The sequence below is a fragment of the Streptomyces mauvecolor genome (assembly GCF_039532965.1).
Lineage (GTDB): Bacteria > Actinomycetota > Actinomycetes > Streptomycetales > Streptomycetaceae > Streptomyces > Streptomyces violascens.
The window spans coordinates 143,535-167,692 of the sequence record NZ_BAAASQ010000010.1 but is presented as its reverse complement, the minus strand read 5'-3'; the positions used below and the strand labels follow the sequence as shown (position 1 = coordinate 167,692).

General features: G+C 72.1%; 17 protein-coding genes. 6 read left to right on the top strand and 11 right to left on the bottom strand.

Translation table 11 applies throughout. From position 1 onward, the window contains the following. Positions 1 to 89: 89 nt before the first annotated feature. The 4 genes from ABD346_RS15720 to ABD346_RS15705 form a co-directional block, all read right to left on the bottom strand. Positions 90 to 1,703, bottom strand: a complete 1,614-nt coding sequence (locus tag ABD346_RS15720) for a serine/threonine-protein kinase (protein ID WP_344375340.1) — start codon at positions 1,701 to 1,703, stop codon at positions 90 to 92. A gap of 98 nt (positions 1,704 to 1,801) precedes the next feature. Next, positions 1,802 to 3,460: a serine/threonine-protein kinase gene (locus ABD346_RS15715; protein ID WP_344375339.1), complete on the bottom strand. Its 1,659-nt coding sequence runs from the start codon at positions 3,458 to 3,460 to the stop codon at positions 1,802 to 1,804. A gap of 202 nt (positions 3,461 to 3,662) precedes the next feature. Next, a complete protein-coding gene (locus ABD346_RS15710; RefSeq protein ID WP_344375338.1) occupies positions 3,663 to 6,269 on the bottom strand; it encodes a protein kinase in 2,607 nt (868 codons plus the stop codon). Positions 6,270 to 6,439: 170 nt separating this feature from the next. Beyond that, the gene (locus ABD346_RS15705) at positions 6,440 to 9,172 is read right to left on the bottom strand and encodes a protein kinase domain-containing protein (protein ID WP_344375336.1); all 2,733 of its coding nucleotides are present in this window, start codon (positions 9,170 to 9,172) and stop codon (positions 6,440 to 6,442) included. 268 nt (positions 9,173 to 9,440) lie between these two features. On the opposite strand from ABD346_RS15705, the gene ABD346_RS15700 reads away from it, so the two are divergent. After that, positions 9,441 to 10,544 carry a serine hydrolase domain-containing protein gene (locus tag ABD346_RS15700; protein WP_344375335.1) on the top strand — a complete coding sequence of 368 codons (1,104 nt, stop codon included), beginning with the start codon at positions 9,441 to 9,443 and terminating at the stop codon, positions 10,542 to 10,544. Here the strand turns inward: ABD346_RS15700 and ABD346_RS15695 are convergent. Beyond that, positions 10,541 to 12,247, bottom strand: coding sequence for a glycerol-3-phosphate dehydrogenase/oxidase (locus ABD346_RS15695; protein WP_344375334.1), 1,707 nt, complete (start codon positions 12,245 to 12,247; stop codon positions 10,541 to 10,543). The genes ABD346_RS15700 and ABD346_RS15695 overlap by 4 nt on opposite strands. Positions 12,248 to 12,481: 234 nt before the next feature. Between ABD346_RS15695 and ABD346_RS15690 the strand changes: the two genes are divergently transcribed. Then, positions 12,482 to 13,726, top strand: a complete 1,245-nt coding sequence (locus tag ABD346_RS15690; RefSeq protein ID WP_344375333.1) for a nucleotide sugar dehydrogenase — start codon at positions 12,482 to 12,484, stop codon at positions 13,724 to 13,726. A 90-nt stretch (positions 13,727 to 13,816) separates the two neighbouring features. Next, entirely contained in the window at positions 13,817 to 14,314 is a 498-nt protein-coding gene (locus ABD346_RS15685; protein WP_344375332.1) for a hypothetical protein, read from the top strand. A 92-nt stretch (positions 14,315 to 14,406) separates the two neighbouring features. On the opposite strand, the gene ABD346_RS15680 is transcribed toward ABD346_RS15685, so the two are convergent. From ABD346_RS15680 to ABD346_RS15665, 4 genes are all read right to left on the bottom strand, one after another. Then, the gene (locus ABD346_RS15680; RefSeq protein ID WP_189963029.1) at positions 14,407 to 15,531 is read right to left on the bottom strand and encodes a GuaB3 family IMP dehydrogenase-related protein; all 1,125 of its coding nucleotides are present in this window, start codon (positions 15,529 to 15,531) and stop codon (positions 14,407 to 14,409) included. Between the two features lie 107 nt (positions 15,532 to 15,638). Then, positions 15,639 to 17,144, bottom strand: a complete 1,506-nt coding sequence (gene guaB / locus ABD346_RS15675) for an IMP dehydrogenase (RefSeq protein ID WP_344375331.1) — start codon at positions 17,142 to 17,144, stop codon at positions 15,639 to 15,641. 153 nt (positions 17,145 to 17,297) lie between these two features. Further along, positions 17,298 to 17,882, bottom strand: coding sequence for a sigma-70 family RNA polymerase sigma factor (locus ABD346_RS15670; protein WP_053730357.1), 585 nt, complete (start codon positions 17,880 to 17,882; stop codon positions 17,298 to 17,300). A 254-nt stretch (positions 17,883 to 18,136) separates the two neighbouring features. Beyond that, complete coding sequence (locus ABD346_RS15665) at positions 18,137 to 18,748, bottom strand: response regulator transcription factor (RefSeq protein ID WP_003948568.1); 612 nt, start codon at positions 18,746 to 18,748, stop codon at positions 18,137 to 18,139. Between the two features lie 427 nt (positions 18,749 to 19,175). Here ABD346_RS15665 and ABD346_RS15660 point away from each other — a divergent pair, with 427 nt between their 5' ends. Next, positions 19,176 to 19,502, top strand: coding sequence for a WhiB family transcriptional regulator (locus ABD346_RS15660; RefSeq protein ID WP_344375330.1), 327 nt, complete (start codon positions 19,176 to 19,178; stop codon positions 19,500 to 19,502). Positions 19,503 to 19,605: 103 nt separating this feature from the next. On the opposite strand, the gene ABD346_RS15655 is transcribed toward ABD346_RS15660, so the two are convergent. Next, entirely contained in the window at positions 19,606 to 20,499 is an 894-nt protein-coding gene (locus tag ABD346_RS15655) for a LysR family transcriptional regulator (RefSeq protein WP_344375329.1), read from the bottom strand. A gap of 80 nt (positions 20,500 to 20,579) precedes the next feature. Between ABD346_RS15655 and ABD346_RS15650 the strand changes: the two genes are divergently transcribed. Together ABD346_RS15650 and ABD346_RS15645 are read left to right on the top strand one after the other, a co-directional pair. After that, the gene (locus ABD346_RS15650; protein WP_344375328.1) at positions 20,580 to 21,248 is read left to right on the top strand and encodes an MOSC domain-containing protein; all 669 of its coding nucleotides are present in this window, start codon (positions 20,580 to 20,582) and stop codon (positions 21,246 to 21,248) included. A gap of 147 nt (positions 21,249 to 21,395) precedes the next feature. Next, positions 21,396 to 22,169 carry an SDR family NAD(P)-dependent oxidoreductase gene (locus ABD346_RS15645; RefSeq protein ID WP_189963034.1) on the top strand — a complete coding sequence of 258 codons (774 nt, stop codon included), beginning with the start codon at positions 21,396 to 21,398 and terminating at the stop codon, positions 22,167 to 22,169. Positions 22,170 to 22,205: 36 nt separating this feature from the next. Here ABD346_RS15645 and ABD346_RS15640 read toward each other — a convergent pair whose 3' ends face one another. Further along, complete coding sequence (locus ABD346_RS15640) at positions 22,206 to 24,065, bottom strand: DUF2264 domain-containing protein (protein ID WP_344375327.1); 1,860 nt, start codon at positions 24,063 to 24,065, stop codon at positions 22,206 to 22,208. Positions 24,066 to 24,158: the final 93 nt, after the last annotated feature.

Here is a 24,158-nt window from a genome sequence, read left to right as displayed (position 1 = left end):
TTCACATCCTGACGAACGGCGGTGCGGGGTGCCACATCGGGCTGTGTGCGGATGCACACCCGTGACAGAAGCACGCGGCAGCGGACGACTCAGGGGCCCGGCGCGAAGGAGTCGAGCGCGGTGTCGAAGGTCCGCTTCGCCTCGTCGAGCCGGTCGACCGGCGCCGACACCCACACGTCGTACATCCGCCCGAAGTCGTCCCAGCACTCGTCATAGGTGTGCCGGGCGCCCTCGGCCCGGGTGAATCCGTTCCAGGTGAACTCCCACAGTGCCGCGTCGCGCCCGTGATGGGTGGTCGCGGTGACCTTGCCGTCGCGGTAACCGGGGTTGCTGGCGGGCCCGTTCGCGGCCGCGAGTTTCATGACGGCGAGCGGGCCGCCGGAGACCGCGTTCTGGATGCGGATGCCGATCCGGAGGGCGCCGTCCGGCGACTTGTAGAACACGCGCTGCTCGTCGGTGGTACGCACGTACCCCTCGGGCAGGACGATCGCGAAGCCGTCCGGGTCGCGGACGAAACGGAATCCGTCGGGCACCGGCGGCGGGGCCTGCCGAGGGGGCGGCGGAGGAGGCGGTCGCCAGGAGGCGTCCGGCGGGGCGGCGCCGGTGCTCGGCGCGGACTGCTCCACCGAGGTGCGGCCGCCCCCACCGCCGCCGAGCGCGAGGACCGCGACGGCCGCGCCCGCCCCGGCGAGCACGATCACCAGGGCTGCTCCGACCAGCACGCTCCGGGCCTGCCAGGGTCGCGCGACGGGCGAGGGCGATGTGACGGGTGTGGCGGGGAGTTCGGGGGCCGGCGGCACCGGCTGGTCGACGCGCTCGGTCGGCACGTAGCGCGGTCTGGGGGTGCTGCCCGTCGCCGCGAACGTACGCAGCAGCGATTCCGCCTCCCCCGCGCCGAGCCGGTGCGCGGGGTCGCGCTCCAGGAGGCCGTGGACGACGGGGAGCAGCGGGCCGGCGGCCCGGGGCGGGCGGATCTCGTCGAGGACGACGGCGTGCAGGACGCCGCCCAACGAGTCGCGGTGGAAGGGGGATTCGCCGCTCAGGGCCGCGCACAGGAGCGCGCCGAGGGACCACAGGTCCGACTCGGGCCCGGCGCTGGCGCCCTGCATCCGCTCGGGCGCGGTGTATTCGGGCGAGCCGACGAACGCGCCCTCCTCGCTGATGGTCGAGGTGCCCGGCACCTGCGCGATGCCGAAGTCGGTGAGCACGACGCGTCCGCTGTCCTCCTCGATGAGGACGTTGGCGGGCTTGAGGTCGCGGTGCAGGACGCCCCGGGCGTGGGCGGTGGCGAGCGCGCCGAGGAGGGCGACCCCGATGCGCGCGGCCTCCTGGACCCCGACGGGCCCGGCGCAGGCGAGCCGGTCGGCGAGCGAGCCGCCGTCGACGAGCTCCATCACGATGTACGAACGCCCGCCCGCGCCGTCGGGGCCGGCCTCCTCGACGACGTCGTGGACGACGATGACGTGCGGGTGCTTGATCTGGGCGACCGCGCGGGCCTCGCGCAGCGCGGCGGTGGCGGGCGCGCCGCCCTCGGGGTGCAGTTCCTTGACGGCGACCTGGCGGCCGAGCAGTTCGTCCTGCGCGCGCCAGACCGTGCCCATCCCGCCCCGGCCGAGCCGCCCCCCGAGGCGGTAGCGCCCCGCCACCAGGCGGGAGTTGGGACGGACTTGGGGCTCTTTCGGATCCTGCTCTGCTGTGGGCACCGGGTTCCCCCTCGATCTCCCCGCACAGTGTGCAGGGCCCATCATGCCGCACCCCGGGCGGGCTCCGACGGCGTTCGCCGCAGGTGGGAGCAGCCCGGTCAGCCGCCGTTGGAGGAGGTGGGCTGCCAGCTCTGGAGCACCGTGTCGAACTGCTGGCGGATGGTCGCCCAGTCCTCGTCGGGGCCCGACATGTAGATGGCGTACTCGGGTTTGCCGCCGTCGGCGTAGTACATCTGGTCGATGGCGTGCCGCTTGCCGGGGAAGTCCTGCTTCTCGTAGTAGGTGAACTCCCAGAGGGACGACCGCTCCTGGTCCCGGAAGGTGTTGCTGTGCAGGGTGAGCCGCTTGTACTGCAGCCGCTCCTTCAGCGTCTTCTCCAGGTTGAGCATGTGCATGTACGGGTTCTCGAAGTCGGGCACCTTGTCGATGCTGATCCGGATGCGGTGCTTGCCGTTGTCCGGGGTGTAGTCGATCTCGGTGCCGTCCATCTGCCGCTTCCAGCCCTTGGGCACGAGCATGCTGAAGCCGGCCGGGTCCTTGACCCGCTGAAAACCGGCGGGCACCGACTGGTCGCCGCCGCCCGGCTTGCCGCCGGAGTCGGTCGTGGTGGGCGAGCCGGAGTTCTGCGAGCTGCCACCGCCCGAATCGCCCCTGCCTTCCTGGTACTTCATGTACGCGAATCCCGTGCCCACGCCGACGACCGCGGCCAGCACGACGACCAGAGCCACAGTGCGCCAGCGGCGCCTGCGCGGCGCGGGCCGGGTGACGGTCTGCGGGGCGGGCCGCTCCGGGGCCGGGCGCGGGGCCGCGTTGAGCTCGGTGGGCCCGGTCCGGGATTCGGCGGCCGAGCGCATGTCCCGCTCGGACAGCTGACGGGTCGGCACATAGGCCTGGGCGGCCTTGGAGGCGCGCCCCTCCATCGCGTCGAGGAACATCCGCTCGGCCTCCTCGACCGAGGGGCGGTCCTCCGGCTGCTTGCGGAGCAGCGCGACGATCACGGGGGCGAGCGCCCCGGCCCGGTCGGGCGCCGGGGGTTCGTCCTCCACCACGGCCTGCATGGTGGAGATCGGCGAGTCCCGGCGGAACGGCGACTCGCCCTGCACGGCGGCGTACAGCGTGGCGCCGAGCGACCACAGGTCGGAGGCGGGGCCCGGGTGGGCGCCCTGGACCCGCTCGGGCGCCAGGTAGTCGATGGAGCCGACGAGTTCGCCGGTCTTGGTGATGGTGACGTCGCCCTCGATGGCGGCGATCCCGAAGTCGGTGAGCAGGACCCGGCCGTCGCCGGCGAGCAGCACGTTGCCGGGCTTCACGTCCCGGTGCAGGACGCCGGCCGCGTGGGCCGCGCGGAGCGCGCCGAGGACGTGCAGCCCGATGCGGGCGGCCTCGCGCGCGTCGATGCGGTGGTCGTCGGCGGCCTTGACGGCGTCGGCGAGCGAGGGCCCGTCGACGTACTGCATGACGATCCAGGGCCGGTTGTCGTGATCGAGGACGTCATGGACGGTGACCACGCCGGGGTGGGTGATGCGGGCGGCGGCGCGGGCTTCCTTCTGGGTGCGCGCGTGCAGGATCGCCCGGTCGGCCTCGGCCACGTAGAGGGCGGCGGTGAGTTCCTTGACGGCGACGGTGCGGTGCAGCACCTCGTCGTGGGCGCGCCAGACCTTGCCCATGCCGCCGCGGCCTATCGCGTCGCCGAGCCGATAGCGCCCGGCGAGCAGCAGCCCCGCGCCGGAGCCGTTCGTGCTGTGAGTGTTTTCCACGTCCCCCGCCCGCCCAGACCTTTCCTACGAGGTCAGATTACGGAGCGGAATCCGGCCAGGGAACCTCGGGGCACCCAACCGTGACCATACGGACCGTTGGTCCCGCGGTGATCGGGTCTTTCGGCCGTGTTCCGCGGCGTACAAAACCGTCGAATCCCGTGCGTGCGGGGCGATTTCGGGGACTGCGCAGCGTGACCGGATGTCAGCGGATGGCCTGGTAGGCGCCGGTGGCCTGCCCGAAGATCTCCGTCACCTTGTCACGCTGCGCCTCCGGACCGATGACCTGGACCACGTGATATCGGCCATTGACGATCATGGCGAGATTGCGCACATAGACCTGGCGGCCGCTGCTGTCGCGCCAGGTGAACTGCCCCTCGGCCATGGACCGCTGCCCGACGTCGATGCGCCGCAGACCGGTGGAGGTGGACCAGCTGGAGTCCCGGAAGGGCTGGAGTTCGCGCTCCTTGTCGGCCTGGTAGGCCAGCGGATCCGAGCCGTTGTCCTTCACCGAGTCCCGCCCGGGAACGACGATCAGGATGAAATCACCCCCGACATACCGGACTTGCCCGGCATCGTTCATGGGCTGCCGCTGCCAGCTCTTGTCGACGCCGACCTGGAACCCCTCGGCGTCCTTGCGCACGGCGTAACCGGCGGCCGGGGTGGCACCGGTCCCGCCGGGCCCGGTGGTCTGCGTCTGCTGCGAGGGCGGCGTGCCGCCGGGCGTGGGCACTTGGGAAGCACGGCCGGGGCTCTGCTGTCCGTCGGTGTGCGGCGGGGTGACGCTGCCGGTGTTCTGCGCGGAGTCCGACCGCGGCATGAAGAGCACGGCGTACGCGATCGCCGCGGCGAGCAGCACGAGGATGAGCAGGAGAAGGACCCGGCCGAGCGACCTCGGTCTCCGGCTCCGTGGCGCGGCCTGGCGGTGACGGCCGTGTTCGGCGGGCGGGGCGACGGGCACGGGGGCGGCGCGCCGTCTGCGCCGTACGAGTTCGCCGCGGCGGCGCAGGATGGGGAGCCGCCTGGCGTCGGGCACGACGAGCGGGGCGATGCGGGTGCCCGCGTCCGGCTCGGGCGCGGACCGCACCAGCGAGCGCAGCCAGCCGCGCAGCTCCTCGAACTCCGGCCGTTCGGTGGGGTCCTGGCGCAGCAACGATTCGACGACCGGCCGCAGCGGTCCGCACTCCTCGGCGAACGCGGGCGGCTCCCCGCACACCATCTGGACGAGCTCGGCCGTGCTCTCCTCCGGGTAGGGGGCGTGGCCCTGCACCGCGCGGAACAGCAGGGCGCCGAGCGCCCAGAGGTCGGTGGCGGGGCCGATCGGCGGGGCGAGCCGCCAGTTCTCGTGCACGGGCCCGGCCTGCTCGGGCGCCCAGCGCTCGGTGACCGCCCCCACGACGGCCATCCGCGTGTGCCGGGCCCGCTCGGCGGCGAGCCGGTTGGCGGGGCCGCGGTAGGGGGCGTCGGCCTGGTCGGTCCGCTGTTCGGGCGCGGGTGTCCGTCCCTCGACCGCCGGGACGGGCAGCGGGGCGGTGGGGTGCGGCGCGGCAGGGTGCGGCTGACGCTGCGAGTCGGCCCGGAAGGCATCGGCCCGGAACCCCGGGGGCAGGGCGGGGGGTCTGGGAGCGGGAGCAGGGGTGGCCGACGGCGCGGTGCCTGAACTCCCTTGAGGTTTGTGGGAGTCGGCGTCACGGGTGGACGGGCTCCGGGGCTCCGCCGCCTGGCGGGGGGTGGGGCGCGGGACCCAGCGTCCGGTCACCGGGTCGTACTGGCGGCGGGTGCGGCCGGAGTCGGGGCTGCCCTGGTCCTCGGCGTACGGGCTGGCGGGGGCGCCGCTCGGGACCCGTACGCCGCGTACGGGGTCGTACATGCCCTGGTCGCCGGGGGCGTCGGGGGTGGCCCAGCTCCCTTCGAGTCCGGCCTGGCGGGCCTGTTCCGAGGGGGCCGTGCCTTCGGGCGCGCTGTCCGGGGCGGGACGCTGCACCGGGAGGTCCGTGCGGGCCGCGGCCCTGGCGCCCGCGCGGTACGCGGCGATCACCCCGGCCCGCGCGGCGGCCCCGGGCGATGCGGGGCGCGGGTCGGGATCACTGTCCGAAGTGCGGCCCGGTGCGGCTTCGTCGGGGCCGGCCGAGCGCTCGGCCGGTGGTACCTCACCGAACCCGTCGCCGTCGGGCGGGAGCGGCACCGGGGCGTACCCGCACAGCGCCTCCTCGGCGGCGCCCGCCGCGAGGCCGGTCAGCACCACCCGTCCGTCGTCGCAGATCAGCACCGTACGGGCGGTGATGTTGCGGTGCGTCCAGCCGTGCGCGTGCAGCACCGCGAGCGCGGTCAGCACGTCGGAGGCGACCTCGGCCGCGCGGAAAGGGTTCAGCGGACGATCGGCGAGCAGCGCCGACAGCGGGCGCGCGGCTACCAGTTCGCTGACGATCCAGAGCGAACCGTCCTGCGCGAACACGTCGAAGACCTGGTCGAGGCGGGGATGGTCGGGGATCCGGGCGGCCGCCTGGGCCGCCTCGACGGCCCGGCGCACGGCCGGATCGGCGGGCCGCCGGGTGGTCCGCCCGTAGCCGGGCGCGGCACCGTACCCGCTCCCGCTCCCGCTCCCGCGCATATAGGCGTCGGGTGTCCCGTACGCGTCGTCGCCGTCGAGCACCTCGGCGTCGACGACCTCGGGCAACGGGACCTGCCGGACCAGGACTTCCTGTCCGCTGTACGTGTCGAAGGCGCGCGTCTCGACGAGGTCGTAGGTGTCGTCGGGGGGCAGCGGCAGCCGATAGCGGTCGGCGAGCACCCGACCCGCATAGTCGTCCACGACGCCTCCCCACAGCGCGCTGTTCCCCCGGACCACGGACCTCAGTCCCGCCGCAACCCGTCAATTCCGGTCGTTTACCGGCTCATTGTGGCTGCGTACGGTCCGCGGGCTCTCACGATACGTGGCCCCGCCGCATCACGTCCGGGGGATGGGCGTTTCCCCGGGCGGGGTCAGGCGGGCTGGAAGGTGGCGAAGAACGCCGCCAGCGTCTGCTGGGTCTCGGGCTTCGACCAGTCCGCGTCCTTCGCCGAGAACATGATTCCGTAGCCCTGGCTGAGGCTGACGACGAAGCCCCGGTCCACCGAGTGGTACTTGGCCCCGCTGTCGTCGTCGTAGGTGAACTCCCAGTCGGCGGCGGGCCAGCCCCGGTAGTTCACCGCGGCTATCTTCACCCGCTTGTAGCCCGGCCTCGTCATGGACGACTCCTGGTCCGTCCAGTCCGCCACCGGGTTCGACTTGGGGCTGTCGGTCCAGCCGATCAGGAGGCGCTGGCCGTTGGGGCCGTTGAACCGGACGCCCGCATCGTCGGTCTTGCTGTACGACCAACCCGCGGGCAGGCCTATGGAGAAGCCCTGGCTCGACTTGTACGGAGTGGTGGCCGGGGCGCCCGTGCCGCCGCCGGTGCCACCGCCCTTGTTGTTGTCGCCGGTGCCCGTGCCGGTGCCGGTGTCGTCGCCCTTGCCGTCGCCCTGTCCGGCCGTGGCCGTGGAGCCCTGGCCGGACGGCGTGCCGCCGCCGGACGGATTCTGGCTGCCGGTGCCCTTCTTGCTGCTCGCCGGGGAGCCGGCGGTCGCGGGTCCACTCGCGGTCGGCTTGTCGCTCTTCGACTTGCCTGCGGAATCGTCTCCTCCGCTGAGCGAGACGGCGAGCACCGTGCCGAGTATGACGAGCGCCGCGACCACCGCGATGATCACCAGGGTGCGGCGCGGCACGACATCGGTGAGCGGCGCGCGCTGCGGGGGCACCGGGCCGGACGGCGTCCCGGATTTGGGCCGCGGCGCGGGCACCGCCTTGTTCCGGACGTCCCGCGCCTCGCGGGCGACCTGTGCCTTCTCCTTGGCCGACGCCTTGGCCTCGGCGGCCGCGTTCCGCACGGACTTGAGCGCGCCGCGCACCCGCTCGGCGGCCGCGTCGGTCTTCGGCTCACCGGGCAGCGGCGGCAGCGGAACCACTCGGGTCGCTTCGGGCGACACCGGCTCGGGAGCGGGCTCCGGGCGCTCCGGGGCGTTGAGCACCTCGGTGAGCAGCTTGTGCGCGGCAGCGTTGTCGAGCCGCTGCGCCGGGTCCTTGGCGAGCAGCCCGTAGATCACCTGCTCAAGGAGCGGCCCCGCGTTCTTCGGCGGATCGACCGGCTCGGTCATCACCGCGGTCAGCGTCGCGATCGCCGAACCCTTGTCGTACGGGGGAACGCCTTCCACGCTCGCGTACAGCAGCCCGCCGAGCGACCAGAGGTCGGCGGCAGGACCGGGCTTGTGCCCACGGGCCCGCTCGGGCGAGATGTACGAGGGCGCGCCGACGAGCATGCCGGTGGAGGTGATGGAGGGGTCGCCCTCCACCTGCGCGATGCCGAAGTCGGTCAGCACGACCCGGCCGTCCTCGGCTATCAGCACGTTCGACGGCTTGACGTCGCGGTGCAGGATGCCTTCCCGGTGTGCGGAACGCAGCACGTCGAGGATCGCGAGTCCCACCTCGGCGGCCCGGCGGGGCGTCAGCGTCCCGTCCTCGCGCACCGCTTCGGCGAGCGACTTGCCCTCGACGAGCTCCATCACGATCCAGGGCCGGTCGTCCTCGTCCACTACGTCGTAGACGGTGACGGCGGCGGTGTTGCGGATCCGCGCGATCGCCTTGGCCTCGCGCAGGGTGCGCGTGATGAGCCGGCGCTTCTCGTCCTCGTCGATGCTGGAGGGGAAGCGGAGTTCCTTGACGGCGACGGTCCGCCCCAGCGTCTCGTCGACGGCCCGCCAGACGGTGCCCATCCCGCCGCGCCCGAGCACCCCACCGAGCCGGTACCGGCCGGCGAGCAACCGGCCTTCACCGCCGCCCTTCTTGGGGGCTTCCGCCGCGGCAGCGGGCTTGGCGCCGCCGGGGCGGGCAGCCGACTTGGCGCCGGTGGAGGGGGTGGTGGCCTTGCCGTTGCCCGAGGGGGAGGTGGTCTTCGCGAGCGACTTGGCGTCCGTGGGCTTGGCCTCCGCGGGCTTCGTATCCGTCGTCTTCACGAGCGACTTGGCGTCCCCGGGCTTGGCGTCCGTGGGCTGCGCGTCCGTGGGCTGCGTGCTCGGCCTGGCTTCATGGGACTTGGCGGTCGGCTCGGAGGTCGGCTCGGCGTCGTCCACCCGCGGGCCCGCCTTGGCCGCCGACGTGGCAGCGGATCCGGCCTCGGCGGGCCCGGAACCCGGCTTGGCCTCCGTGTCCTTGCTGCCCGGCCCGGCATCGGAGGTGCCGGAGTCCGGCTTCGCATCGGCGGGCTCGGAGCCCGACTTGGCGTCCCCGGCCTTGGCAGTCAGCTTGGCAGCGGAGGCCGGCTCGGCCTCGGCCGAGCCACCCTCCGCGCTCGGCTCGGCAGCCGCAGCCGGAGCGCCCGGCTTCGCACCCTCCGCCTTGGCGTCCGGCTTCGCAACCGGCTTGGCGACCGACGTCCGGGGGTCCGGCTTGGTCTCCCCGGCAGCGGCATCGCGCCCGCCGCCCGCAGCGCCCGGCTTCGCATCCTCCGCCCGGGAACCCGAGTTGCCCTTCGGGGCAGCCGCATCCCGCCCGGCGTCCGACGACGTGCCCGCCGCCTTCGCCGGGCGCTGCCCGGACTTCGTGCCCGCCTCGCCCGAGGCGGACTCTGCGGGCGTCGACGACGCCCCCGGTTCCTGCCGCTCGTCCCGCTGGGGTTCCCGCGACTGCTCCGCCTCCGACATGCGTCCCCTCTGCGATTCCTGATCTTCGCCCGCGCCGGCCTCGGCCCGCGGCCTGCCGCGACCTGCCTCGTGGAGGCGGCCCGGCTCACCGCTCCGACCTGCTTGTCCTGCCGGGTGCCCGGCCGCACCGGAGCCGCTCTCGAACTCGGCGTCCGCACGAGGCCCGTAACCCGCCCTGGCAGAGCCCCCATTGTCCCTCACGCCAGGACCGGTGATGGTCCCGGGTCCGCCGTCCGCCAAGATGGCTCCGAAGGAAGGGAAGCCCGCCATGCCGACGCTCCGGGCGCTGCTCGCCGCACCGCTGGCCACGGCGCTGACCACGGCGCTGTGCGTGCTCGGCACAACGCCACTGACCGGCGGAGAAGCCCCTTCCGCCGCGCGCACCGCACTGGCCCGCCTGGTCACCGACGGCGGCGCACCGGCCGCCGCCCTGCTCGCCGAAGACGCCTCCGGCACCCGGTACCGCACTGCGGGCAGCACCCTCGGCCGCGCCGACCACTTCCGCGCGGGCAGCGTCACCAAGACGTTCGTGGCCACCGTCGTGCTCCAGCTGGCCGCCGAGGGCAGGCTGCGGCTCGACGACACCGTGGACCGGTATCTGCCCGGGCTTGTGCGCGGGCACGGCAACGACGGCCGCCACCTCACCCTGCGCTCCCTGCTCTCCCACACCAGCGGTCTCTTCAACTACACGGCGGACACCACCGTTCCGGTTCCACTGGGCCCCGACGAAGCCATTCGCACCGCGCTCGCCCACTCCCCCGGACCGTTGGGCACGTATGCCTACTCGAACACCAACTACGTGCTGCTCGGCCGGATCATCCAGGCCGTCACCGGCCGCACCTACGCCGCCGAAGCCGAACGCCGCATCATCACCCCCCTCCATCTCACCGGCACCTCCTTCCCGGGCACCCGCACCACGCTCCCCGAACCGCACAGCCGCGCCTACACCCCCGGCGGCCGCGACGTCACCGAACTCGACCCGCGCCAGGCGGGCGCGGCCGGCGAGCTGATCTCGACCCTCGCCGATCTCAGCCGTTTCTACGCGGCCCTCCTCGGCGGCACCCTGCTGCCCGCGCCTCAGCGGCGCGAACTGCTCGGCACCTCCGCCACCCGGGGCGTCTACGCGCTCGGCATCTATCCCCAGCGGCTCTCCTGCGGCCTGACGGTGTGGGGCCACAACGGCCACATATCCGGCAGCTACGTGCGCGCCGCCGCCACCCCCGACGGCCGCCACACCGCCGTCTTCCGTATCAACACCGATGCCCTCACCGACCCCTCCCTCGAACTCGCTCTCCTCGACGCCGAGTTCTGCCCGGCGTCGAGCTCCTGGAACCGAGCCCCGGGAGCCGAGTCCCTGGAACCGGTCTCCTAGACCGGCGCGATGTCCGGCGCGCCGAGCCGGGCCGCGTCCGCCGTCAGGTCGTCCGGCTGCCGCTGCGACTCCCGCTCCGCCTCCACCCGCTTCTCGTAGTGCTCCACCTCCTTCTCGATCTGCTTCTTGTCCCAGCCGAGCACCGGCGCCATCAGCTCCGCGCACTCCCGGGCCGAGCGCGTACCCCGGTCGAAGGTCTCGATCGAGATCCGGGTCCGCCGGGTCAGCACGTCGTCGAGGTGGCGGGCGCCCTCGTGCGAGGCGGCGTAGACGATCTCGGCGCGGAGATAGTCGTCGGCCGCGGCGAGCGGCTCGCCGAGCGACGGATCGGCGGTGATCAGCTCCAGGAGGTCCTCGGCCATCGAGCCGTACCGGTTCAACAGGTGCTCCACGCGCACCACATGGAGCCCGGTCCTCGCCGCGATCCTGGCCCTCGCGTTCCACAGCGCCTTGTATCCTTCGGCGCCGAGCAGCGGCACGTCCTCCGTGACGCAGGCCGCCACCCGCTGGTCGAGCGCGTGCACCGCCTCGTCGACGGCGTCCTTCGCCATCACCCGGTACGTCGTGTACTTGCCGCCCGCCACGACCACGAGCCCCGGCACCGGATGGGCGACGGTGTGTTCGCGCGAGAGCTTGCTGGTGGCGTCGGACTCCCCGGCGAGCAGCGGCCGCAGACCGGCGTACACACCCTGCACGTCGTCCCTGGTCAACGGCACCGCGAGAACCGAATTGACGTGTTCCAGGAGGTAGTCGATGTCGGCGCTCGATGCCGCGGGGTGCGCCTTGTCGAGGTCCCAGTCGGTGTCGGTGGTGCCGATGATCCAGTGCCGGCCCCAGGGGATGACAAAAAGCACGGACTTCTCGGTCCGCAGGATCAGCCCCGTATTCGAGTGGATCCGGTCCTTGGGCACCACCAGGTGGATGCCCTTCGAGGCCCGTACATGGAACTGCCCCCTCTCCCCGATCAGCGCCTGGGTGTCGTCGGTCCACACCCCCGTGGCGTTCACGACCTGCTTGGCGCGGATCTCGTACTCCCCGCCCGCCTCTCCATCCTGCACCCTGGCACCGACAACGCGTTCGCCCTCGCGCAGGAAGCCCACCACCCGGGCCCGGTTGGCGACGTGTGCCCCGTACGAGGCGGCGGTGCGCACCAGGGTGGTCACATAGCGCGCGTCGTCCATCTGGGCGTCGTAGTACTGCAACGCTCCGACCAGCGCGTCCTTCTTCAGCGCGGGGGCGACGCGCAGTGCGTGGCGGCGGCTCAGATGACGGTGCGTCGGCAGCCCTCTGCCGTGCCCGGACGACACGGACATCGCGTCGTAGAGGGCCACGCCCGAGCCCGCGTACAGCCGCTCCCAGCCCTTGTGCTGCAGGGGGTAGAGGAACGGGACCGGTTTCACCAGGTGGGGTGCGAGCCGTTCGAGCAGCAGCCCTCGTTCCTTGAGGGCTTCGCGTACGAGGGCGAAGTCGAGCATCTCCAGATAGCGCAGGCCGCCATGGATCAGCTTGCTGGAGCGGCTCGAGGTGCCCGATGCCCAGTCCCGCGCCTCGACCAGGCCGGTGGCCAGGCCCCGGGTCGCCGCATCGAGTGCCGTGCCCGCTCCGACCACCCCCGCGCCCACGACCAGCACGTCCAGCTCGCGTTCGGCCATGGCGGCGAGCGCCTGTGCGCGCTGCTCGGGTCCCAGTGTCGCTGTCCTCACGGCTTGCCTCCCGTGGATCGGGGTGGTCGCGCGGACCGGGTGGTCCGGCTCACATCCTCGATTCTGGACGGGACCGCCGACATCGGCCACCGCCTGTGGACAACACTCGGATTGCCGCGCTCTCCCAATGCCGTAAATCGGTCATATTTCCTCTTAGTCTGACATTCCGCACGCTCGTTCTGTCCACAGGGCTTGCGCTCCATGTCCCCTCCGGCTAAGGGAAAGGACGGCCACATGCCCGCAGATCTCGCCGTCATCGGACTCGGCCACCTGGGCCTGCCCCTCGCCCAAGCCGCCGTCGCCGCCGGCATCCAGACCGTCGGTTACGACACGGATCCGCGCGCCGTCACCGAACTCAACGCCGGACGCACCCACGTCGACGGCTCGTTCACCCCCGCCGACCTGCGCCGGATGCTCGCGGGCGGCTTCCGCACCGCGACCGACCCCGCCGAACTGGGCCGGGTCCGTACCGCCGTCATCTGCGCGCCCACCGCCTTCGGCGCCGACCACACCCTCGATCTCCGCGCGGTCGCCGAGGCCGCCCGCGCGCTGGCCGGGCGGCTGCGGCCGCACACCACCGTCATCCTGGAGTCGGCCGCCCACCCCGGAACCACCGGGGAGTTCCTGCGCCCGCTCCTCGAAGAGGGCTCCGGCCTGCGGGCCGGGCGCGATTTCCACCTCGCCTACTCGCCGAGCCGCACCGACCCCGGCAACCGAACCCACAGCTTCGCGGCGACCCCGAAGGTCATCGGCGGGCTCACCCCGGCCTGCACGGAGTCGGCCGCCGCGTTCTACGGCCGCCTCACCGACAAGGTGGTGCGCGCCCGGGGCCTGCGCGAGGCCGAGATGTCCAAGCTCCTGGAAACCAACTTCCGGCACGTCAACATCGCCCTGGTCAATGAAATGGCCGTGCTCTGCCACGACATGGGCATCGACGTCTGGGACGTCATCCGCTGCTCGGAGACCAAGCCGTTCGGCTTCCAGGCCTTCCGTCCGGGACCGGGCGTGGGCGGCCACGGCATCCCGCTCGACCCGGCCCCGCTGCCGTACGCGGGCCTGCGCATGGTGGGCCTCGCCCGCGAGATCAACGCGCACATGCCCGGCTACGTCATCCAGCGCTCCACCACGCTCCTGAACGAGCACGGCAAGTCGGCCCGCGGCGCCCGCGTCCTCCTGCTGGGCGTCACCTACAAGCCGGACTCCCCCGACCAGGAGGGCTCCCCCGCCGACGAGATCGCCGGGCGGCTGATGGATCTGGGCGCGCAGATCACGTACCACGACCCCCATGTGCCGACCTGGCGCGTCCACGACCAGCCGGTGCCGCGCGCGGACTCGCTCTACGAGGCCGCCGCCCACGCCGACCTGACGGTGCTGCTCCAGCACCACCACACGTACGACCTCCAGGGCCTGGCGGTCAAGGCGCAGCTGCTTCTGGACACCCGCGGCGCGACCCCGGCGGGGGCCGCCCACCGGCTGTGAAATCCCTGTGATCGGGCGGCTCCCCGGCTGCTACCCTGCGGCGTTCACTTGTCGCACAGCCGTGCGTTTTCGTCCCAGGGGGGACCGTCCATGAGCCAGCCCATCACGCCGCCACCCCAGCCGTCCGAGCCACAGCCGGACTTCGGATACCCGGCGGCCCCCGTAGCCCCGGCGCCGGTACGCAAGCCCGGCAATCTGGTGGGCGGCGCCCTCGCCGGGTTCGCCACCGCCGTCGTCACCGGGCTCGCCTACGGCCTCATCACCGGCTCCATCGAGCGGCAATTCGGTTACGCGGCCTTCGGTATCGGCTTCGCGGTCGCGCTCGCGACCTTCAAGGTGGGCGGGCGCAGCTTCTTGCTGTTCGTGATCTCGGCTCCCCTGGCAGTGGCCGCCACGTTCTTCGGCCAGCTCCTCGCGGTCGCGATGATCGAGACCAAGGACACGACCGAATCGGTCACGGACCTGTTCCTCAGCCACTTCGGCCTGCTGACCGACGCCTGGGGAAACGACCAGAGCATCCTCCGGTACGGGTTCCTCGCACTGGCCGTGGTCGGCGCTTGGGCCGGAGCGAGCCGCGCCACCGAATAGCGCGTTCAAGAGGGGCCCGTACCTCTCCGCGGTACGGGCCCCTCTGTTAATGCGGGCGGCACGCCCTTGGCGGGCGGCACGCCGTTCAAACGTCAGCGCTTGTGCTGCGCGTCCGCCACCGTGACCTCGACCCGCTGGAACTCCTTGAGCTCGCTGTAGCCGGTCGTCGCCATCGAGCGGCGCAGGGCGCCGAACAGGTTCATCGAACCGTCCGGCGTGTGCGAGGGACCGGTGAGGATCTCCTCGGTGGTGCCGACGATGCCCAGGTCGACGAGCTTGCCGCGCGGCACGTCCTCGTGGACGGCCTCCATGCCCCAGTGGTGGCCGCGGCCCGGCGCGTCGGTGGCGCGGGCCAGCGGGGAGCCCATCATCACCGAGTCGGCGCCGCAGGCCACGGCCTTCGGGATGTCGCCCGACCAGCCCACGCCGCCGTCCGCGATGACGTGGACGTACCGGCCGCCGGACTCGTCCATGTAGTCGCGGCGGGCCGCGGCGACATCGGCGACGGCGGTGGCCATCGGGACCTGGATGCCCAGGACGTTGCGCGTGGTGTGCGCGGCGCCGCCGCCGAAGCCCACCAGGACGCCGGCCGCGCCGGTGCGCATCAGGTGCAGGGCCGCGGTGTACGTGGCGCAGCCGCCGACGATGACCGGGACGTCCAGCTCGTAGATGAACTGCTTCAGGTTGAGCGGCTCGGCGGCGCCCGAGACGTGCTCGGCCGAGACGGTGGTGCCGCGGATGACGAAGATGTCGACACCCGCGTCCACGACGGCCTTGGAGAACTGGGCGGTGCGCTGCGGGGAGAGCGCGGCGGCGGTGACGACACCGGAGTCGCGCACCTCCTTGATGCGCTGCCCGATCAGCTCTTCCTTGATGGGCGCCGCGTAGATCTCCTGGAGGCGGCGGCTGGCGGTCGCCTCGTCCAGGTCGGCGATCTCGTCGAGCAGCGGCTGCGGGTCCTCGTACCGGGTCCACAGACCCTCGAGGTTCAGCACGCCGAGGCCGCCGAGCTCACCGATGCGGATCGCCGTCTGCGGCGAGACCACGGAGTCCATGGGGGCGGCCAGGAAGGGCAGCTCAAAACGGTAGGCGTCGATCTGCCAGGCGATCGAGACCTCCTTCGGGTCCCGGGTACGCCGGCTCGGGACGATGGCGATGTCGTCGAACGCGTACGCCCTGCGGCCGCGCTTGCCGCGCCCGATCTCGATCTCAGTCACGTTGTGTGGGCCTTTCCCTCTACGTCTGCATGCCCCAGTATCCCCGACATACGGGCGAGGGGCGGCCCCGGGAACTACCGGGGCCGCCCCTCGTCGGGTGCTGCGTGCTACTTCCTGCTGTAGTTCGGCGCCTCGACGGTCATCTGGATGTCGTGCGGGTGGCTCTCCTTGAGGCCCGCCGAGGTGATCCGGACGAACTTGCCGTTCTGCTGGAGCTGGGGGACGGTGCGGCCGCCGACGTAGAACATCGACTGGCGCAGACCGCCGACGAGCTGGTGCACGACCGCGGAGACCGGGCCGCGGTAGGGCACCTGGCCCTCGATGCCCTCGGGGATCAGCTTGTCGTCGGTGGACACGGCCTCCTGGAAGTACCGGTCCTTGGAGAAGGAACGCTGGTCGCCGCGGGACTGCATCGCGCCGAGCGAGCCCATGCCGCGGTACGACTTGAACTGCTTGCCGTTGATGAAGAGCAGCTCGCCCGGGGACTCCTCGCAGCCGGCGAGCAGCGAGCCCAGCATCACCGTGTCGGCGCCCGCGACCAGGGCCTTGGCGATGTCGCCCGAGTACTGCAGGCCGCCGTCGCCGATGACCGGGACGCCCGCGGCCTTGGCGGCGAGCGAGGCCTCGTAGATCGCGGTGACCTGCGGGACGCCGATGCCCGCGACGACGCGGGTGGTGCAGATGGAGCCGGGGCCGACACCGACCTTGATGCCGTCGACACCCGAGTCGATGAGCGCCTGGGCGCCGTCACGGGTGGCGATGTTGCCGCCGATGAGGTCGACACCCGAGGAGTTCGACTTGATCTTGGCGACCATGTCGCCGACGAGGCGGGAGTGGCCGTGCGCGGTGTCCACGACGATGAAGTCGACACCGGCGGCGATCAGCGCCTGGGCGCGCTCGTAGGCGTCGCCCGCGACACCGACGGCCGCGCCGACGAGCAGCCGGCCGTCCTTGTCCTTGGCGGCGTTGGGGTACTTCTCGGCCTTGACGAAGTCCTTGACCGTGATGAGGCCCTTGAGGATGCCGGCGTCGTCGACGAGCGGCAGCTTCTCGATCTTGTGGCGGCGCAGCAGCTCCATGGCGTCGACGCCGGAGATGCCGACCTTGCCGGTGACCAGCGGCATCGGGGTCATGACCTCGCGCACCTGGCGGCTGCGGTCCGACTCGAAGGCCATGTCGCGGTTGGTGACGATGCCGAGCAGCTTGCCCGCCGAGTCGGTCACCGGGACGCCGCTGATGCGGAACTTGGCGCACAGCTCGTCGGCGTCGCGCAGCGTCGCGTCCGGGTGCACCGTGATCGGGTCGGTGACCATGCCGGACTCGGAGCGCTTCACCAGGTCGACCTGGTTGGCCTGGTCCTCGATGGAGAGGTTGCGGTGCAGCACACCGGCGCCGCCCTGACGGGCCATGGCGATGGCCATGCGCGCCTCGGTGACCTTGTCCATCGCCGCGGAGAGCAGCGGGACGTTCACCTTGATGTTCTTCGAGAGGTACGAGGAGGTGTCGATCTGGTCGGGCGCCATGTCGGACGCGCCCGGCAGCAGCAGCACGTCGTCGTATGTCAGCCCGAGCGTCGCGAACTTCTCGGGCACTCCGTCGACGTTTGCAGTCATGACACCTTCCCCAATGGCCTTGATCGGTGCGGATGTCCATGCTAACGGGCTGTGCGGGTGTCTCATTCCACGAGCAAGATCATCGAGATTCTTTGTATGTTCGCACGTGGTTGACAGCGGGTTTGGCGCACCTGTCACGCGCCGAGGGACGGCCTACTGCTCGGCGAGCGCTCGCAGCCTGCTCAACGCGCGGTGCTGGGCCACCCGGACCGCGCCGGGCGACATGCCCAGCATCTGCCCGGTCTCCTCGGCGGTGAGGCCGACGGCGACCCGCAGCACCAGGAGCTCGCGCTGGTTCTCAGGAAGGTTGGCGAGGAGCTTCTTGGCCCATTCCGCGTCGCTGCTGAGCAGCGCGCGCTCCTCCGGGCCGAGCGAGTCGTCGGGCCGTTCCGGCATCTCGTCGGACGGCACGGCCGTCGAACCGGGGTGGCGCATCGCGGCCCGCTGGAGGTCGGCGACCTTGTGCGAGGCGATGGCGAAGACGAAGGCTTCGAAGGGGCGCCCGGTGTCGCGGTAGCGCGGCAGCGCCATCAGGACGGCGACGCAGACCTCCTGGGCGAGGTCCTCGACGAAGTGGCGAGCATCACCCGGCAGCCGGTTGAGCCGGGTGCGGCAATAGCGCAGCGCGAGAGGGTGGACATGCGCGAGCAGATCGTGCGTCGCCTGCTCGTCGCCGTCGACAGCACGGCGGACGAGTGCACCGATGACCCCTTGGGCCGCAGCCTCGTCGTCGCGCATCGATCCATGGTGCCCCGGCGTCGTCCCCTCCGTGGCACCGCGTCCGTAGTTGTGCACCGAAGCGTTATGAGCGGGTGCGCCGGAACTCATCCCCTGCACCCCCCTCCCGCTCGACCGACCTGTCCCCGAGGAACTCCACACCTACAAGGATGCGGCATCGCGGCGGAAGCATCACCTACTGCTGCCGTTCGCGGGGCGACCGGGCCCGCCCGCCCGACGGCGGACGGGGCTCCGACCGGCTGTTGCACCTGCCGTCAGCGCACCAGGCCCCAGCGGAAACCGAGCGCGACGGCGTGCGCCCGGTCCGAGGCGCCGAGCTTCTTGAACAGCCGTCGGGCATGCGTCTTGACCGTGTCCTCGGAGAGGAACAGCTCGCGGCCGATCTCGGCGTTGGAGCGGCCGTGGCTCATGCCTTCGAGCACCTGGATCTCCCGCGCGGTGAGCGTGGGCGCCGCGCCCATCTCGGCCGACCGCAGTCTGCGCGGGGCGAGCCGCCAGGTCGGGTCGGCGAGCGCCTGGGTGACGGTCGCCCGCAGCTCGGCGCGCGAGGCGTCCTTGTGCAGATAGCCGCGGGCCCCGGCGGCGACCGCGAGCGCGACCCCGTCGAGATCCTCGGCGACCGTGAGCATGATGATCCGGGCGCCCGGGTCTGCGGACAGCAGCCGACGGACGGTCTCCACGCCGCCCAGACCGGGCATGCGTACGTCCATCAGAATCAGGTCCGAGCGATCGGCACCCCAGCGGCGGAGGACTTCCTCGCCGTTGGCCGCCGTCGTCACACGCTCGACGCCGGGCACGGTCGCAACCGCGCGGCGGAGCGCCTCGCGGGCAAGCGGGGAGTCGTCGCAGACGAGGACTGATGTCATGGCCGCCCTCCGCAGCTGATGCGCGTCACCTTGAGCCTCCAGGCTGGGTACATGTGTCACCTGTGCGATTGACGCCCTCGGACACCTGCCCGAGCGCTTGTTGTTTCAATCGCCTCCGCACTCTCAACGACGGTCACTCGAAAGAGTTACGGGTCGGGCGGGCACGTTCGGCACTCTACGTGAGGAAGCGCGCACACAGGAGAGTGTCGCGAACTGTCCGCCCAACTTTTGGAGCTATGCCCCATTTAGCGGCTTTTCTTCCCTTTTCCTGGTGTCTGCGGCTAGATTCCCAATGAGTCATATTTACATCTACTTACACAGGAGATGTACCTTCGTCGGTACCTACGTTTCGGATGAGCCCCTGTGCGCACCCGTCCCGTACCGGCCCGCCCATCCGCCTCAGCACGGTTTCAAGGGGACAAGAGCAATGGCAGATTTCTCCCGGCTTCCCGGACCGAACGCCGATCTGTGGGACTGGCAGCTCCTCGCGGCCTGCCGTGGGGTCGACAGCTCGCTCTTCTTCCACCCGGAAGGCGAGCGCGGCGCGGCACGGAGCGCGCGCGAGAGCTCGGCGAAAGAGGTGTGCATGCGCTGCCCGGTGCGTGCACAGTGCGCGGCTCACGCCCTGGCCGTACGGGAGCCCTACGGCGTGTGGGGCGGGCTCACCGAGGACGAGCGCGAAGAGCTCATGGGCAGGGCGCGCAACCGCCTGGTGACGGCCGCCGCACCGGTCGGCGGCATGGAGCCCTCGTAGGCACTCCGGCGCGGACCGGATCAGAAGAAACGTTTCTGCACCGTTTGGTCCAGCGACGGCCGCAAAGCGGCGGCGGCTTGTGGCCGCGCCCCCTTGCCGCGCCTCAGCCGCGCGCGGCAGCCCGGGTCAGCTGGTCAAGCGTGGCCGCGACGGCCGGGACCTGTGCCAGGTCGGGCAGCGTGAGCGCGACGATCTCCCGCTCGACGGCGGGCTCGACCGTGACCGTGCGTGCACCCTTGGGCCGTACGGATTCGATGGCGAGCTCCGGCATCACCGCGACACCCAGCCCCGCACCCACCAGGCCGATCACCGCCGGGTAGTCGTCGGTCGCGAAGTCGATGCGCGGGGTGAACCCGGACTCCTCGCAGACCTCCACCAGTTGACGTCGGCAGCGCGGGCAGCCCGCGATCCAGGGTTCGTCCGCCAGGTCCCTGATGGCGACGGTGCCCGCCTCGGCCAGCGCGTGCCCCTCGGGCACCAGGCCGACCAGGCGGTCGACGAGCAGCGGCCGCACCACCAGGTCGTCCCACTCCGTGGCGTTCGAGCCGTAGCGGAAGGCGAGCGCGATGTCGCAGTCGCCCTCGCGGAGCATCTCCACCGAGCGCGGCGGCTCGGCCTCGACGAGCGAGACCCGGGTGCCGGGGTGGGCCGCGCGCAGGGCGGCGAGCGCGGTCGGCACGAGCGTGGAGGAGCCGCTCGGGAAGGAGACCAGGCGCACCCGGCCGGCCCGCAGCCCGGCGATGGCGGCGACCTCCTCCTCCGCCGCGGTCAGCCCGGCGAGGATGCCGGCGGCGTGCCGGACCAGGACCTCGCCGGCCTGGGTCAGGCGCATCTCGCGGCCGGTGCGGATCAGGAGCGGGGTGCCCGCGGACGATTCGAGGGCCTTCATCTGCTGGCTGACGGCGGGCTGGGTGCAGCCCAGCTCGCGGGCCGCCGCCGAGAAGGAGCCGGTGGCGGCGACGGCGCGCAGGACGCGGAGATGACGGGCCTCGATCATTCCTCAAGCATAAGCGAATCTTGGAGAGCGCGGCGATAAATCGGTCGCTGCTTTGAGTTTGGCTCGGCTAGCGTGCCTCTATGGAGCTTCTGTCTGTGAACCTGGGCCGGGCCAAGGCCGCCGGCTACACCGACGCCAGGGGCGGCGTCACCGGCATCGACAAACGGCCGGTGAGCGGCGCGGTCCGGGTGTTCGCTCCGGGCCCCAAGGGCGTGGGCGCCAGCGGTGTCGAGGGCGACGACGTCTGCGACCTGCGCCACCACGGCGGTGACCACCAGGCCGTCTACGCCTACGCCCGCGAGGACCTGGACGTCTGGGCCGAGGAGCTCGGCCGCGACCTGCCCAACGGCTCGTTCGGCGAGAACCTCACGACGTACGGCGTCGATGTGAACGATGCCCGGATCGGCGAGCGCTGGCGGATAGGCCGCGAGGTGGTCCTCGAAGTCGCCTCCGGGCGGATTCCCTGCCGGACGTTTGGGGGCTGGCTCGATCAGAAGGGCTGGGTCCGGCGCTTCACACAGGCGGCGCTTCCGGGCGCGTACTTCCGGGTGATCGAACCGGGCGAGATCCGTGCGGGCGATACGATCGAGGTGATCGAGCGACCGGATCACGAAGTTTCGGTGACCTTTTGGTTCCGGGCGTTCACGACCGAGCGGGCGCTCCTTCCGCGCACCCTGGCGGCGGGCGACGCCCTGGAGCCCGAGGCGATCGAGACCGTACGGAAGTACCTGGCCAAGCGGGACTCATAGCGGCCGGGGCCCGAGCCGTTCCCCTCAAGACCGCCACAGACCCCTCAAAGACTGTCGCTATTGGGCCAGTTCATGCGGGTCACGACCGGTTGGACGGCCGGGCGGGGGCGGTCATCGCACGCCTACCGGGGGCATTAACGTGCGCCTATGACGACTGCACTGATTACGGGAGCAACGGCGGGCATCGGCGCGGCGTTCGCGCGGCGCCTCGCGGCCGATGGACACGATCTGGTGCTGGTGGCCCGGGACACCAAGAGGCTGAGCGAGCAGGCCACCGAGCTGCACGACCGGCACGGCATCGAGGCCGAGGTGCTGACCGCCGACCTGTCCACGGAGGACGGGATCGCCGCGGTCGAGGCGCGGCTCTCGCAGCCCAGGCAGCCGGTCGATCTCCTGGTCAACAACGCCGGGTTCGGCAACAAGGGCCGCTATCTCGAAGTGTCCATGGCGGATGAACTCACCATGATCAAGGTGCACATCGAGGCAGTTCTCAGGCTGACCTCGGCGGCCACCGCCTCGATGCGCGAGCGCGGACGTGGCGGGGTCGTGAACGTGGCCTCGGTCGCCGCCTTCGTGCCGCGCGGCACCTACGGCGCGTCCAAGGCGTGGGTCGTGCAGTTCACCCAGGGCGCGGCCCGGGACCTCGCCGGGTCCGGGGTGCGCCTGATGGCACTGTGCCCCGGCTTCGTGCGGACCGAGTTCCACCAGCGGGCCGGCATGGGCACCGACAACATCCCGGGCTGGCTGTGGCTGGACGCCGACAAGCTGGTGGCGGCCGCGCTGACCGACCTCGCGCGCGGCAAGTCGCTCTCGATCCCCGACCCGCGCTACAAGGCGCTGATGGGCGCGGTGAAGCTGGCGCCGCGCGGCCTGCTCGGCGGCATCACCTCCAAGACGGGCCGGAAGTACGGCCCGAAGTGAGCCGGCCGCCGTGGCCGTGAGGGCTGCGGCGGGGCCTCACCCGTCCTCCGTACGGACGGTCGGGGAGGCGGAGTCGAGCACGAGCCGGCAGGTGGTTCCGTTCTGCCAGGTCACCCGGACGGTGTGGCCGGTGACCCGGATGTCGGCGAGGGTGTGGACCGGGCTCGGGTCCGGCTCGGCCGTGAGGGAGGCGAGCGCGATGAACAGGGTTGGTGCGGCGCCGGTCGTTCCGTGGAGCGCCCGGATGCCGGAGACGGGCCCGAACAGGGTTGGTCCTGCGGCGAGTTGGTGGACCTCTGCCGCGTAGCCGTGCGCGGGGTGCAACTGGGCGGTGCGGCCGGGGGTGGCGGCCCAGCCGGTCTGGCGGACGGGGGTGCCCGGTTCGGCCCCGGTGACGAGGTGGGCGCGGAGCTCGGCACGGCCGTGCGCGAGGGTGACCGAGACGATCCGCACGCCGGGCGGGCCCGGACGCGGCTCGGACAGGGACGCCGCCCAGCCGGGACCGCCGCCGAGCGGGACGGCCGGGCCCCGGGTGGTCGGCTCCCCCGCGGTCACCAGCCCGAAGTGGTTGTCGGGTACGCCGTCGAAGGTGGGCCCGGTGGCGGTCGAGTAGGCGAAGCGGGAGTAGCAGGGGTCCTCGTCCGGGCCGCCGTCCACATGGTGGTTGCTGCCGTGGTTGTGCAGGCGGACCAGGCCGTCCGCGGCCGTCGACTGGACCAGCAGGCCCGGCGGGCCGAGGGTCGTGGTGGCGTCCCCGGTCTCGGCGGGCAGCGGCTCCTCGACGGCCGTCCATACGGGGTGTTCGGGCGGCAGGAGCAGTCCGAGGTAGCCCTTGGACGCCCAGTACGGGGATGCGGGGCCCGAGTAGTGCTGGATCACCGGTGGGTACGGGCCGTGCCAGCCCAGGGTGAGCAGCCCGGCGGCGTCGGTCGCGCCCCGGCCTTCGGGCCGGTCGAGGAAGTATTTCAGGGTGCCCGAGGCCAGTCGGCGGGTGGCGCCCGGGCTGAGCGGGGTGTGGCCGGTGAGCGCGCCGAGCCAGGGTGCGGCCGCGGCGGCGAACCGGTAGGTCAGCGAGCGCCCGTACGGCATCGGCGCGCCGTCGGCGCCGAACAGGCGGCTGTGGGCATCGAGTTGGGCGTGCAGCCGGGGGCCGTAGCGGTCCAGCAGGTCCTGGTCGTCACTCAGATGGGCATGCAGAACGGGATAGAAGTGGAGGGCCCAGGCGTTGTAGTGGTCGAAGGAGCGGTTCGGTCCGTCGCTGTACCAGCCGTCGCCGAGGTACCACTGGTCGATGCGTTCCAGGGCGCGCTCGATGGCGGCCTTGGCACCGTCGGTCTCGATGCCGGCGTCCTGGAGGAATCCGGCGACGGTGAGGCCGAACAGCCACCAGTTGTTGTCCACCGGGGACGGGCCGAGGGCGGGCAGCAGCCAGTCGACGGCGCGCTGACGGGTGCGGTCGTCGAGCTTGTCCCACAACCAGGGGCGGGTGAGGCGGAGGCCGAGGGCGACGGAGGCCGCCTCGACGATCGCCTGCCGTACGTGGGTGGTGAGCGGCCAGGCGTCGGGAGACGCATGGCTCAACTCGCCTGTGGCGACGGGCAGTTGGGTGCCGGAGGCGAGCCCCTCGGCGTAACGGTCGAGGTGGCCGTGGGGGTCCTCGCCCCGGGCCCCGGCCACGCGGAGCGCTGCGAGCAGCCAGGTACGGGCATAGCCTTCCAGCCCGTCGGAGCGCGGCCCCGACCAGCTGGGCCGGGCGCCGGGCAGATGGATCAGCCCCCGCCGGGGCGAGGCGTGGGGCCGCACGGCCAGGAGCAGTTGATCCGCCGACCGCTCCCAGTGCGCACGGGTCCAGCCGGTGCAGGGGCTGAGCTCCCGGTTCTCGGACGGGGTGGGCATGGTGTCCCCCTGAAGCTGAAGACGGGAGTGGAGTGCGGGCACCCCGTCCCCGTCCCGTTGGATCTCTGGGAACTTAGAACTCGGTCTGATCGA